Source organism: Eikenella corrodens (genome assembly GCF_900187105.1).
GTDB classification, from domain to species: Bacteria; Pseudomonadota; Gammaproteobacteria; order Burkholderiales; family Neisseriaceae; genus Eikenella; species Eikenella corrodens.
The window spans coordinates 1,518,806-1,530,970 of sequence record NZ_LT906482.1 but is presented as its reverse complement, the minus strand read 5'-3'; the positions used below and the strand labels follow the sequence as shown (position 1 = coordinate 1,530,970).

Annotated in this window: 12 protein-coding genes and 1 tRNA gene; 8 read left to right on the top strand and 5 right to left on the bottom strand. The window is 56.8% G+C overall.

Annotation, left to right across the window (positions count from 1 at the left end; translation table 11 throughout):
• Positions 1 to 54 precede the first annotated feature (54 nt).
• The 3 genes from CKV94_RS07760 to CKV94_RS07750 all read right to left on the bottom strand — a co-directional run bounded on the left by CKV94_RS07760 (position 55) and on the right by CKV94_RS07750 (position 4,357).
• Positions 55 to 672, bottom strand: coding sequence for a hypothetical protein (locus tag CKV94_RS07760; protein ID WP_003824284.1), 618 nt, complete (start codon positions 670 to 672; stop codon positions 55 to 57).
• Positions 673 to 743: 71 nt separating this feature from the next.
• Positions 744 to 3,428 (bottom strand): pyruvate dehydrogenase (acetyl-transferring), homodimeric type, encoded by a 2,685-nt coding sequence (aceE, locus tag CKV94_RS07755; protein ID WP_003824283.1) that lies wholly within the window; start codon positions 3,426 to 3,428, stop codon positions 744 to 746.
• Positions 3,429 to 3,757: 329 nt separating this feature from the next.
• Positions 3,758 to 4,357 (bottom strand): Smr/MutS family protein, encoded by a 600-nt coding sequence (locus CKV94_RS07750; RefSeq protein WP_003824280.1) that lies wholly within the window; start codon positions 4,355 to 4,357, stop codon positions 3,758 to 3,760.
• Positions 4,358 to 4,567: 210 nt separating this feature from the next.
• Here CKV94_RS07750 and ubiM point away from each other — a divergent pair, with 210 nt between their 5' ends.
• The 3 genes from ubiM (at position 4,568) to CKV94_RS07735 (ending at position 6,418) form a co-directional block, all read left to right on the top strand.
• Positions 4,568 to 5,740, top strand: coding sequence for a 5-demethoxyubiquinol-8 5-hydroxylase UbiM (gene ubiM / locus CKV94_RS07745; protein ID WP_035580807.1), 1,173 nt, complete (start codon positions 4,568 to 4,570; stop codon positions 5,738 to 5,740).
• Positions 5,741 to 5,929: 189 nt separating this feature from the next.
• A tRNA-Thr gene (locus CKV94_RS07740) sits at positions 5,930 to 6,005 on the top strand.
• A 122-nt stretch (positions 6,006 to 6,127) separates the two neighbouring features.
• Positions 6,128 to 6,418 (top strand): hypothetical protein, encoded by a 291-nt coding sequence (locus CKV94_RS07735; protein WP_003824277.1) that lies wholly within the window; start codon positions 6,128 to 6,130, stop codon positions 6,416 to 6,418.
• Positions 6,419 to 6,485: 67 nt separating this feature from the next.
• Here CKV94_RS07735 and CKV94_RS07730 read toward each other — a convergent pair whose 3' ends face one another.
• Complete coding sequence (locus CKV94_RS07730; protein ID WP_003824276.1) at positions 6,486 to 7,166, bottom strand: ACP-like domain-containing protein; 681 nt, start codon at positions 7,164 to 7,166, stop codon at positions 6,486 to 6,488.
• A 306-nt stretch (positions 7,167 to 7,472) separates the two neighbouring features.
• Entirely contained in the window at positions 7,473 to 7,817 is a 345-nt protein-coding gene (locus CKV94_RS07725) for a cupin domain-containing protein (RefSeq protein ID WP_003824275.1), read from the bottom strand.
• A 253-nt stretch (positions 7,818 to 8,070) separates the two neighbouring features.
• On the opposite strand from CKV94_RS07725, the gene CKV94_RS07720 reads away from it, so the two are divergent.
• The 5 genes from CKV94_RS07720 to CKV94_RS07700 all read left to right on the top strand — a co-directional run bounded on the left by CKV94_RS07720 (position 8,071) and on the right by CKV94_RS07700 (position 12,134).
• A complete protein-coding gene (locus CKV94_RS07720; RefSeq protein ID WP_003824272.1) occupies positions 8,071 to 8,400 on the top strand; it encodes a LapA family protein in 330 nt (109 codons plus the stop codon).
• Between the two features lie 4 nt (positions 8,401 to 8,404).
• Positions 8,405 to 9,583, top strand: a complete 1,179-nt coding sequence (lapB, locus tag CKV94_RS07715) for a lipopolysaccharide assembly protein LapB (RefSeq protein ID WP_003824271.1) — start codon at positions 8,405 to 8,407, stop codon at positions 9,581 to 9,583.
• A gap of 74 nt (positions 9,584 to 9,657) precedes the next feature.
• A complete protein-coding gene (locus CKV94_RS07710) occupies positions 9,658 to 10,167 on the top strand; it encodes a DMP19 family protein (protein WP_003824270.1) in 510 nt (169 codons plus the stop codon).
• A gap of 86 nt (positions 10,168 to 10,253) precedes the next feature.
• Positions 10,254 to 10,991 (top strand): orotidine-5'-phosphate decarboxylase, encoded by a 738-nt coding sequence (gene pyrF / locus CKV94_RS07705; RefSeq protein ID WP_003824269.1) that lies wholly within the window; start codon positions 10,254 to 10,256, stop codon positions 10,989 to 10,991.
• 363 nt (positions 10,992 to 11,354) lie between these two features.
• The gene (locus CKV94_RS07700) at positions 11,355 to 12,134 is read left to right on the top strand and encodes an amino acid ABC transporter permease (RefSeq protein WP_003824267.1); all 780 of its coding nucleotides are present in this window, start codon (positions 11,355 to 11,357) and stop codon (positions 12,132 to 12,134) included.
• Positions 12,135 to 12,165: the final 31 nt, after the last annotated feature.

Here is a 12,165-nt window from a genome sequence, read left to right as displayed (position 1 = left end):
AGTTCCTTTGGTATTCGGTTGGATATGGTCTGAACAGATTCAGACACCGTTAACTTAACGCCTTCTTCGGCAGCTTACCGCGTCTTGCAATTCCACCGGCTTCAACTCGCCTTGGGTGCCGACTTCATACACGGCCACGGCACAGCGCCGCCCGGACAGGCCGATCACTTCGTAATCGTGCCCGGCTTGGGGCACGAATGAAGCCATGCGGGTGTTGCACGAGCCTTCGTGTTGGATGACGGTTTCGGTAGCGCCTTCCATCGCATTCCGCAAGCCGATATAGGCAGCCTGTACGTTCACAGCTTTGCCGGCCGGCACGGCATACTCGCGGAAAAATGCCCGCGAGAGGATACCGTTCATTTGTCCGATGTTTTTGCTGTGTTCGGTTTCGGCTATGCCCAAACTGCGGCTTCTGGCCGTACCGGCAAACGAGCCGAACGCATCGCCCAAACTGCCGCCCACGTTCACTTTATGGCCGCGGCGGGCTCGCCGATCTTCGGCTTCGCAGTCGATGCCGCTCACCATAATGGTGGGTTTTTGGTTTTGGCCGTAAAGGCGCACGCGTGCTTGGGTGCTGCTGTCGTAGCTGGTGCTTTCTTCCTGCACCACCGGCGCATTGGAAGCGCAAGCAGCCAGCAAGGCGACGGAGCATACAACGAATAAGGGTTTCATATTTTTCCTTTTCTGTTTTTCAGGTAGCCTCTACCGCGGGGGCAAGGCTACCTGAAAACTTCAGGCCGGGATTAGCGTTTCCAGCTGGGTGCAACTTCGGTTTGAACGCCGTATTTCTCGATGGCTTTCTGCACCACGTCTTTGCCCACTTTGCCTTGTTTGGCCAAAGCGTCCAGCGCAGCCACGGCCACATGATAGCGGTCTACTTCGAAGAAGCTGCGCAGGTTGGCGCGGCTGTCGGAGCGGCCGAAACCGTCGGTACCGAGCACTACATAATCGCCGTTTTCTTTGGGGATGTAGGCGCGGATGCGATCGGCAAAGCTGCGGATGTAGTCAGTAGCAGCGACAACCGGGCCGGCATGGCCTTGCAGCTGCTGGCTCACGAAGGGCAGTTTCTGCTCGGCAGCCGGATGCAGGCGGTTCCAACGGTCAGTTTCGATGGCTTCGCGGTGCAGCAGGTTGAACGAGGGGCAAGACCAGATGTCGGCTTCCACACCGAAATCGTTTTTCAGCAAATCGGCAGCGTGGATCACTTCCTGCAGGATGGTGCCGGAGCCCATCAGCTGAACGCGTTTGTCGCCTTTGCCGCCTTCGCGGAACAGATACATACCTTTGAGGATTTCCTGCTCGATGCCTTTGCGTTGCGGCATGGCGGGGTGGGCGTAGTTTTCGTTCATCAGGGTGATGTAGAAGAATACGTCTTCGTTATCCACGTACATGCGTTGCAGACCGTTGTGTACGATTACGGCCACTTCGTATTGGAAGGTCGGGTCGTAGCTGACGCAGTTCGGAATCAGGTCGGCTTGCAGCTGGCTGTGGCCGTCTTCGTGTTGCAGGCCTTCGCCATTGAGAGTGGTGCGGCCTGCGGTGCCGCCCAAGAGGAAGCCGCGTGCGTGCATGTCGCCGGCAGCCCAAGCCAAATCGCCGATGCGTTGGAAACCGAACATGGAGTAGTAGATGTAGAACGGAATCATGGCGTAACGGTTGTTGGCATAGCTGGTGGAAGCAGCAATCCAGTCGGCCATAGCACCCGGCTCGTTGATGCCTTCCTGCAGAATTTGGCCATCCACGCTCTCTTTGTAGAACATCAGCTGGTCTTTATCCTGCGGGGTGTACTGCTGACCTTTCGGGTTCCAAATGCCGTATTGGCGGAACATACCTTCCATACCGAAGGTGCGGCTCTCATCGGGCACAATCGGCACGATGCGGCGGCCGATTTGCTTGTCTTTCAGCAAGGCAGCCAAGATACGTACAAAAGCCATGGTGGTGGAGAATTCGCGATCGCCGCTGGATTGCAGCTGGGCGTCGAAGGTTTCCAGAGCCGGAATCGGCAAGGCTTCGTTGTTCGGATTACGTGCCGGCAAGTAACCGCCCAAGGCGTTGCGACGTTCACGCAGATATTGCATTTCCGGGCTGTCTTCAGCAAAGCGGAAGTAGGGCAAGTCGCCACTGTCGATTTGCTCGTCGGTTACCTGAATACCGAAGCGGTCGCGGAACTGTTTGAGCGATTTCACGTCCATTTTCTTGGCTTGGTGGGCAACGTTTTGACCTTCGCCGGATGCACCCATGCCGTAGCCTTTGATGGTTTTGGCCAAAATCACAGTGGGGCGGCCGCCGGCGTTGTTCACGGCTTCGTGGTAAGCGGCGTAAACTTTGTACGGGTCGTGGCCGCCACGGTTCAAGGCCCAGATTTCGTCGTCAGACATATCGGCCACGAGGGCTTTCAATTCGGGCGTGTTGAAGAAGTGTTCGCGAACGTATGCACCGTCTTTGGACTTGAAGGTTTGGTAGTCGCCGTCCAGGCATTCTTCCATGCGCTGTTTCAGGGCGTGGTTGGTGTCGCGTGCCAAGAGGCCGTCCCAACGGCGACCCCAAATCACTTTCAACACATTCCAGCCTGCGCCGCGGAAGTTGCCTTCCAATTCTTGGATGATTTTGCCGTTGCCGCGCACCGGGCCGTCCAAACGCTGCAGGTTGCAGTTAATAACGAAAATCAGGTTGTCCAAGCCTTCGCGGGCGGCCAAAGCGATAGCACCTTGGCTTTCCGGCTCGTCCATCTCGCCGTCGCCGCAGAAGCACCATACTTTGCGGCCCTTGGTTTTGGCCAGGCCTCGAGACTCCAAGTATTTCAGGAAGCGGGCTTGGTAAATCGCCATCAACGGGCCCAAGCCCATGGATACAGTGGGGAACTGCCAGAAATCAGGCATCAGGTGCGGGTGCGGATAAGACGGCAGGCCGTTACCGCCCACTTCTTGGCGGAAGTTGTTCAGCTGATCTTCGCTCAGGCGGCCTTCCACGAAGGCGCGGGAATAAATGCCGGGAGCAGAGTGGCCTTGAACATAAATCAAATCGCCTTCTTCACCGGCAGCTTCGTCTTTGGCACGCCAGAAGTGGTTGAAGCCCACGTCATACAAAGTAGCGGAAGACTGGAAGGAAGCGATGTGGCCGCCCAATTCCAAATCTTTTTTGCCGGCACGCAGCACCATGGCGGCAGCATTCCAGCGGATGGCGGCGCGGATGCGGTGTTCCAGCTCTTGATTGCCGGGTGATTTCTGCTCCTTGCCGACCGGGATGGTGTTCAGATACGCGGTGGTGGCGCTAAACGGCAGGTGCACGCCGCGACGGCGGGTGTAGCGCACCAAGTTTTCCAACAGAAAATGCGCCCGCTCCGAGCCTTCGTTTTCTAGCACGGAACTGAGCGCATCCAACCACTCCTGGGTTTCAATCGGGTCGATATCATGTTTTTCGGCAGACATAAATCCTTATCCTCTTTACTTGGGTTAATCAAAGAGCTTCGCTTTTTCGTTTGGCAACACAGCAAAAATCGGCCATAAAAGCATATGCTTAAACAGCCGAACCGGGAAACTGTTGTTTTCCGAAAATTTCCACCGCGCCGACAATGCTGCAACACTCTGTATTTCCGTGGAATATTAACAGTCTTGCGCCTGATTGGCAACGTTTTTATTCAGACTTTTAAAGCCTTTATTCTTCAAGGCACAAACCCTGTTCCAGCACCCCGCTGCCTAAAAAATCATCCGAAAACAACCTGGGATAGCTTATCCATAAAACAACAAAACAGAAACGCCTACCCCGTGCGCCGTTTGCGCAATAAAATGATCACCGCCCCATCGTTCGCACCATGCGGCTCGGCATAAGCCAGCACTTCCGGATGTGCCATCAGCCAGCGGCGCACCAAGCTTTTCAACACCGGCACAAAGCCGTGCGAACCCAGCCCGCTGCCGTGCACTATTTCCGCGCACACCCCACGGCGCAACACTTCCTCAATAAACTCGCTCAACTCCCGCTGCGCCTCCTCACGCGTGCAACCGTGCAAATCCAAATGCCCAACGCACGGCCAATGCCCGGCCACCAGGCGGCGGATATCATCCTGCCCGCGGCCATTTTTGCAAAACGAACGTGGCGGCTCGTGCTCGCTGTCGGCACTCACGTAGAAATACTCCTCCTCATCCCATTCCATCTCATCAAACCGCCGTTTCAAAGGCTTATTGTCTTTCGGCGCAGCCACCCGATTACTGTTTTTCAGCGGCGTAACCTTGCCCACCGCCGCCGCAAAATCCGGCTCGTCCCGACGCTGCCGCTTAGCCTGCGCCGCAGCCTCTTCCTGCCGCCGCTTCGCCTCCTTGCCCAATTGCTGCAACAGCTTTTGCGTATCCTGTTTATCCATTATCCGGCTCCATATCTAATTTCATCTTTTTATCCGGCTATTTTATAACCGAAGCAGCACAAGCGAATACCTCCACACGATTTTCAGGTAGCCTGATTGCAAATAGGCTACCTGAAAGCCAGTTTCGCCACACCCTCCCCGCAGCCGCCCGCATACTTGCGGTATAATCCGGCACAACCATTTCCCTGCCACCCCAAGAGGAGCTTCACCATGCAGCACACTTGCGATATCGTCGTTATCGGCGCCGGCCCGGCCGGTCTCAGCTTCGCCGCCGCAGCCGCCCCCAGCGGCCTGAACATCCTGCTCATCGAACAAAGCAGCCAGGAAACCCTGGCCAACCCGCCCTACGACGGCCGCGAAATCGCCCTCACCCACCCCTCGCGCGGCATCATGGAAAAACTCGGCCTGTGGCAACATATCCCCGCCGAAGGCATCTACCCGCTCAAAGCCGCCAAAGTGATCAACGGCAGTTCCCCCTACACCCTCAACTTCCCCCCGCCCACCGACGGCAAAGGCCAGCTCGGCTTCCTCGTATCCAACCACGATATCCGCCGCGCTGCCTACCAAGCCGCCAGCCAGCATGAAAACGTCCATTTCCTCACCGGCCATAAAGTGCAGGAAGCCGTAAACGGTGAAGAGGGCGTGAGCATCCTGCTCGACAACGGCGACACCGTATCCGCCCGCCTACTCATCGCCGCTGACAGCCGCTTCTCGCAAACCCGCCGCCAGGCCGGCATTTCCGCCGACATGCACGACTTCGGCCGCACCGTGCTCGTGGCCCGTTTCTCACACACCACCTCCAACGAAAACACCGCTTACGAATGCTTCAGCTACGGCCGCACCATCGCCCTGCTGCCGCTGGGCGAACACATGACCAACTGCGTCATCACCATCGACAACCGCCGCCTGCATGAAATCACCGAACTCAGCCCCGAAGCGCTGGCCGCCGACCTTGAGCAACACCTGCAAGGCCAGCTCGGCAAGATGACCCCCGCCGGCAGCATCCACACATATCCCTTGGTTGGCGTACATGCCCGCCGCTTCTCCGCCCGCCGCACCGCCCTCATCGGCGACGCCGCCGTGGGTATGCACCCCGTTACCGCCCACGGCTTCAACCTCGGCCTCGCCAGCGCCGACATCCTGGCCGGCCTCATCGTGCAGGCTGCCGCTTCCGGCCAAGACATCGCCGATACCAAGCTTTTGGAAAAATACGAAGCCAAACACATCCTGCACACCCGCGCGCTGTATCACGGCACGAACTTCGTGGTGAAACTCTTCACCAACGAAACCCCGCCCGCCAAATTGCTGCGCAATACCGTACTGCGCCTGAGCAACCACCTGCCGCCGGTGAAAAAACTGATTACCAAACAGCTCACCGGTTAGGTTGCAGCCGCTTCAGCGCCGCGAACGTATTTTCAGGTAGCCTGTTCCCGCAACAGGCTACCTGAAAACATATGCGGCACTACCCTATTCTTAACCCCTATCCAAGTTGCTGCAAAACCACGTTTCTCCCATTTTTTGCTGCACCCTCTTGCCAAATGCGCACAACATCGGCATAATTCGCCGCTTCTTGCCGGTGTAGCTCAGTTGGTAGAGCACCTGACTTGTAATCAGGGGGTCGCGAGTTCGATTCCTGCCGCCGGCACCAAAATCCTAATCGCAAATCAGCTAGTTATGCTGGTTTGCGATTTTTCTTGTCTGTATGCTCTCTGGCACTTTGGACAAACTTTGGACTAACTCAATTTCAGGTAGCCTGCTTTACTTACCACTATGCGCACACCCTTCAAGCTCAATGCCTCCCTGTGGGAGCTGCCATCTGCCCACGCCGGCGATATATCCAGCCAATATATCGACACTGCCCTACGGCAACATCCGTGCATCCACTTATCAGACTACGCCATGGCGCCGAATGCGGATATGTGGGCAATCACGTTTCAAGGCAACGACTTCATCGTAGCCAACGACTTGGCCGACGGCTTGAGCATCCGCTTTTCCGATTTGGCACAAACCGATTGGGCAGAAGAGCTGCTGGCCATCATTGAACCCTCAAAGGCTACCTGAAACACCACAGCCAAACAAAACAGGCACAACCGCAAAGTTGTGCCTGTTTGCTTATCCGCCACTCCGATTAACGGGCAGGAGAACAATCTTTATACAGCATCTGGCCGTTGGGCGCGCTCACGATGATGTCTTGGCTGCGGTAGTTGGCCGAATCCATGGCATTGGTGGTCAGGCGGTAGCCGTTGGCGCTGAATACGGTGTCCACATTGTCGGAAGCCGACAGGTTGTACGGCAGGCGCAGATTGCGGTTATTCACGCGCAGTTCGGCGCTGGTGGGCACACCGGCAGAGTTGAAGTGGTAATTCACATTCAAGCGGCGGCCTTGCTGGCACACATAGGCCACGCTGCCGCTACGGGCTGCAGCGGGCGGAGCTTGGCGGGCCGGCTCGTTTTGGCGCGGATTACAGTCTTTATACAGGAATTCGCTACGCGGCGAGAGGATGCTGATGCCTTCTTCGCTACGGTAGTTGCGGGCGGTAAGCACCGGGCCGGTCAGGTTGTAGCCGGCACGGTCTTTAAACGCAGTGCCCGTGCTGTCGGAGCGGCGCGCATCGAAAGCCATATTGCGGTTGCTGCCGTTGAGGCGCGCGCGGGCAGACACCGGTTTGCCGCGGCTGTTGAACTGATAGCTCACATCCACCTGTTTGCCTTGTTGGCAGACATAAGACACGGTGCCGCCGGCAGCGAATGCCGGGGCAGCGATGCCCACAGCCAAAGCAGCTAATGCTGTTGATTGCCAAAATTTCATTTTCAAACTCCCTTCATGTTGGAATGTAGTTGGAATGTAATTGGCGTTCTCTAGGCGGATTGGCCTTTTGCACGGCCAAAACCCAATGCAGAACAACGAGTGCATTGTAACAGACCGTTTTCTTAAGCTACGGTTAGCCCTAGGTTAAAGTTTGTAGCGGCTGTATGGGCAAATCATGTTTCAGGCAGCCTGAAATCAAAGCAAAGGCTACCTGAAAACAGCCTTATCCAGCCGCCATTTTATTTTCAGGTAGCCTCAACAAAACAGGCGCGGTTCGGCACACCGCGCCTGTTGCTTTATCCAAGCTCAATCCACGTTCACCATCACCAGCTGCATCCGGCAAGCACTCACGGCGCTCAGCGCATGGCGTTCGTTCGGGGCGAGATACACCACATCGCCTGCATGCAGAATTTCGTGGCGTGCGCCGATGGAAAAATCCATCTCGCCTTCCAGCAGGGTAACCACCACGGCCTTGGTGGAGGTGTGCTCGGTTAGCACTTGGCCGGCATCCAGCGTAAAAGCCACCACGCGCAGCAAGTCGTTGTTCAGCACGGTGCGCGAAGTGGTGGCCTGCTCGCTCACGGGCAGCGCCTGGTTCAGGCCGAGTTTGAATAGGGATTCGGATACAGGGGTTACAGCAGTTGCAGACATCAGATTGCTCCTTATTTGTTAACAGGTGGGAGAAAAATCCGGCCGGCAGGGTTTGATTGGATATTTTATTATTGTTTGAAATGGTTAGCCGCCTAATGCAGGCTAGCTGGCGGCAAACTTAATAAGTTGAAACCATCATAACATATTTTCAGGTAGCCTTCCCGCTGCCCGGTAGGCTACCTGAAACCCCCCAAATAGTTTACACTTCGTCATTGATATCCATTCCCGCCCGCATGACGAAAGGCCTAGCTTCATGAAACTGTTTTCGCTCATCATCAAACTGCTGCTTTTGGCGGTTTTTATCGTTTTAGCCGCATTCAACACCCATCTCGTCAGCTTCAGCTACCTGCCCGGCAGCGAAATCAGCCTGCCGCTGATTCTGCTGCTCTTGGCGTTTTTCGTTATCGGCGCAGTGTTCGGCGTGTTTTCCATGTTTGGCCGCCTGCTCTCCTTGCGTCATGAAAACAACCGCCTGCGCAACGAAGTGCGCAAAAACGCCCGGATCGCGCAGGAGCAGCTGCAAACACCCGCGCCCGCCGATGCCGCCCAGCCTGTGCCCGACACCGCCCCGGTGAAGGAATAGGCGTATGGACGGCAATATTTGGTGGTGGCTCACCCCGATTATCCTGCTGCCCGTCTTCTTTGCCATGGGCTGGTTTGCCGCCCGGGTAGACATGAAAGCCGTGCTTAAGCAGGCCAAATCCGTGCCCACCGCGTTTTACGCCAGCCTAGATGCCTTGGTAGACCGCAACCTCGGCAGCGCCGCCCGCCACCTGGCCGACATGACCGACCTGCTGCCCGCCGGCGACAACACCTACGAGCTGCACCTCACCCTAGGCAAACTCTACCGCCAGCGCGGCGAAAACGATAAAGCCATCCGCCTGCACCAAGCCCTGCTCGAGGCGCCAGAAACCGTGGGCGAAAAGCGCAACCAAGTGCTGTTTGAGCTTGGGCAAGACTACCAAAGCGCCGGCCTGGTAGACCGCGCCGAGCAGATTTTCCTCGGCCTGCAACAAGGCAATATGGCCGCCCAAGCCCGCCAAGTGCTGCTGAATATCTACCAGCAAGACCGCGATTGGGCCAAAGCCATCGACACCGCCCAGCTGCTCAGCCACGACGAACAAACCTACCGCTTCGAAATCGCCCAATTCCACTGCGAGCTGGCACAAGCCGCCCTGTTTAAATCCGACTTCGAGCAAGCCCGTACCAATATTGCCAAAGCATTGGACGCCAACCGCAAATGTGCCCGCGCCAACATGATTCTCGGCGATTTGGAGCAAAAGCTGGGCAACTACCCCGCCGCCGTGGCCGCCTACACCGCCATCGAAAAACAAAACCATGCTTACTTGAGCATGGTGGGCGAAAAACTGTATGACGCATACGATGCCCAAGGCGAAGCCGCCGCCGGCCTCGCCGTACTCACAGGCTACCTGAAAACCTTCCCCCAGCTTGATTTAATCAATGTGGTATACGAAAAATCGCTGCTGCTCTACGGCGAAGAAAAAGCGGCCGAAACCGCCGTTGAACTCGTGCGCCAAAAGCCCGACCTCGGCGGCGTATACCGCCTGCTCGGCCTGCGCCTGAACAACCTCGACCCCGCCTGGAAGAGCGATGCCGACATGATGCGCGGCGTAATCGGGCGCACCCTGCAGAAAAACGTGATGTACCGCTGCCGCCACTGCCACTTCAAATCGCAAGTGTTCTTCTGGCACTGCCCCGCCTGCAACAAATGGGAGACCTTTACACCCAACAAAATTGAAGTTTAGCTTCACCGAAATTTAGTTTCACCGTAGTACCGTAGTTTAGTTCCATCGTAGTTTAGTTCTAAAGGAGAAATAAAATGTCCAATAATATGATGACCATCAACCAAATGTACCGCATGCTCCACGTGTGGACACACCGCATCCGCCACAGCGACCGTTTTATCGAACGTTACAGCGGTGCCCAACGCGCCCTACTCGCCTACCTCAGCCTCGACCTTCTGATGGAAGACGACGGCTTCGTGCTGCTGATTGCCGATGGCCGGGGCGAACATGCCCTCTCCCACGAAACCGCTGAATACCTGCGCCAATGGGGCGTTTGCGATACTCCCAACATCATCGACCGCGCCCGTGCCCTTTACCAACAGCACGGTGCCGCCATCCAAGCCGCCGCCCAAAATGGCAGCAGCATTGAAGAGTTGCGCGCGCAATTCCCCCAGTTCGACGAGCTCGATGCCGACTACTGCCTGGTATCGGAAGACGACTTCTGCACCGTCTGCCCCTATATCCGCCGCCACCCAGTAGAATTCGCCGAGCTCACTGCCGCAGCTGGAGAAAGCGGCAGCCCCATGCCCCCGCTTGATGCTTAATTTTAAAGGCTACCTGAAACCTATTTCTTAGCAACACGGCTTTCAGGTAGCCTTTTTCTATTTCAACCCCATCCGCTCCTATTTCTATGAATCCCCTTATCCTCGACTCCGCTCCGCCCGCCCGCCGCACCCCCGTTATCGTCGCCCTCGACTTTGCCAACGAAGCCGACACCCTCGCCTTCGTGCGCCGCTTAAGCCCCGATTTGTGCCGCCTCAAAATCGGTAAAGAGCTGTTTACCGCCACCGGCCGGCGTCTGGCCGAAGCCCTAATCAACCAAGGCTTCCAACTCTTCCTCGACCTCAAATACCACGACATCCCCAACACCGTGGCCGCCGCCTGCCGCGTGGCCGCCGACATGGGCGTGTGGATGGTGGATATGCACACCGCCGGCGGCCGCCGCATGATGGAAGCCGCCGCCGAAGCCGTGGCCAACCACCGCCAACGCCCCCTGCTCATCGGCGTAACTGTGCTCACCAGCATGGAACAGGCCGACCTCAACGAACTCGGCCTCAATGCCCCCATTGCCGATTGGGCATCCCGCTGGGCCGCCCTGGCGCAGCAATCCGGCCTCGACGGCGTGGTCTGCTCCCCGCACGAAGCCGCCACCCTGCGCCGGCAGCGCGGCAGCGAATTTGTGCTGGTTACGCCCGGCATCCGCCCCAACCCAGGCGGCAACCAAGACGACCAGCGCCGCATCATGACCCCCACCCAAGCCCTCGAGGCCGGCAGCAGCTATCTCGTGATGGGCCGACCCATCACCCAAGCGCCCGACCCCGCCGCCGTGCTGGCCGAAATCAACCGCCTGGCCAACCCTGCCGACTAAACAGCTAATCGCAATCAGGCTACCTGAAAGCAGAGGCTACCTAAAAATGAAGCCCAAAGAAGCCGGGATTTAACAAACCCGCTTCGTTCGTTTGAACTGCGTTGAAGCTTCGTTTTCAGGTAGCCTTTATAGTGGATTAAAATAAGAATGGGACAAGGCGGCGAGCCGCAGACAGTATGAGCAATACGGCAAGGCGAGCCAACGCCGTAGCATTCTTATTTTAATCCACTATATTCATTTTGCCGCCAACCATCCCCTTTCCGGCCACTTACCGCCAACTGACAAGCCCGCCGTTTTCTTGTACAATCCGCCCCTTATTTCGTCAAAATCCGTAAACAATTCTGCAACTGAGCTAAGATTTCTATGAGCAGCGAAACCGGCCTTATTCAACTGTTTTCCCAACATTTTCCGATTATCTACGAATATCGCCAAATGTTCTTCTTCGGCGTGCTGGCCACCATCGGCATCGCCGCTGCCGCCACCTTTTTCGGCATGATTCTGGGTTTGTGCAATGCCCTGATCCGCGTGATTCGAATCGAAAAAGGCAACATTGTTACCAAAGGCCTGTTGTGGCTGCTGCAACAATGCTCGCGCCTCTACGTTACTCTATTCCGCGGCACACCGATGCTGGTGCAGATTTTCATTTGGCACAACGTGTGGTCTCCCCTTTTGGTGCACCAGCAAAACGGCCTCTTGATCAGCGGCGATTTGGCTGTTTACCTGCGCCAAAACTATGCCCCGTTGGTGGCTGGTGTCTTGGCACTCTCCTTCAACTCCGGCGCCTACATCACCGAAGTGTTCCGCTCCGGCATCAAATCCATCGACCGCGGCCAAATGGAAGCTGCCCGCTCGCTCGGTTTGAGCTACGGCCAAGCCATGCGCTACATCATCCTTCCGCAAACCCTGCGCCGCATGCTCGGCCCATTGGGCAACGAGTTCATCACCCTGCTTAAAGACAGCTCGCTTTTGGCCACCATCGCCGTAGCCGAGCTCACCTATGTCGCCAAGAGCGCGGCCGGCCGCTATTATGTGTATGAAGAGCCATATTACTTCATCGCCTTGGTTTACCTGATGCTTACCATGGCACTGGCCTGGTTCTTCGCCCGCCTGGAGAAAAAATACAATACCGACGGCAACCGCTAGCCACCTGTTTCCAGCAAACAAAAGGCTACCT

Coding starts and splice junctions, on each gene's coding strand:
- CKV94_RS07760 (WP_003824284.1), bottom strand. CDS start 672: ATGAAACCCTTATTCGTTGTATGCTCCGTCGCCTTGCTGGCTGCTTGC.
- CKV94_RS07725 (WP_003824275.1), bottom strand. CDS start 7,817: ATGTCTGCAACTGCTGTAACCCCTGTATCCGAATCCCTATTCAAACTC.
- aceE (WP_003824283.1), bottom strand. CDS start 3,428: ATGTCTGCCGAAAAACATGATATCGACCCGATTGAAACCCAGGAGTGG.
- ubiM (WP_035580807.1), top strand. CDS start 4,568: ATGCAGCACACTTGCGATATCGTCGTTATCGGCGCCGGCCCGGCCGGT.
- CKV94_RS07735 (WP_003824277.1), top strand. CDS start 6,128: ATGCGCACACCCTTCAAGCTCAATGCCTCCCTGTGGGAGCTGCCATCT.
- lapB (WP_003824271.1), top strand. CDS start 8,405: ATGGACGGCAATATTTGGTGGTGGCTCACCCCGATTATCCTGCTGCCC.
- CKV94_RS07750 (WP_003824280.1), bottom strand. CDS start 4,357: ATGGATAAACAGGATACGCAAAAGCTGTTGCAGCAATTGGGCAAGGAG.
- CKV94_RS07730 (WP_003824276.1), bottom strand. CDS start 7,166: ATGAAATTTTGGCAATCAACAGCATTAGCTGCTTTGGCTGTGGGCATC.
- CKV94_RS07720 (WP_003824272.1), top strand. CDS start 8,071: ATGAAACTGTTTTCGCTCATCATCAAACTGCTGCTTTTGGCGGTTTTT.
- CKV94_RS07700 (WP_003824267.1), top strand. CDS start 11,355: ATGAGCAGCGAAACCGGCCTTATTCAACTGTTTTCCCAACATTTTCCG.
- pyrF (WP_003824269.1), top strand. CDS start 10,254: ATGAATCCCCTTATCCTCGACTCCGCTCCGCCCGCCCGCCGCACCCCC.
- CKV94_RS07710 (WP_003824270.1), top strand. CDS start 9,658: ATGTCCAATAATATGATGACCATCAACCAAATGTACCGCATGCTCCAC.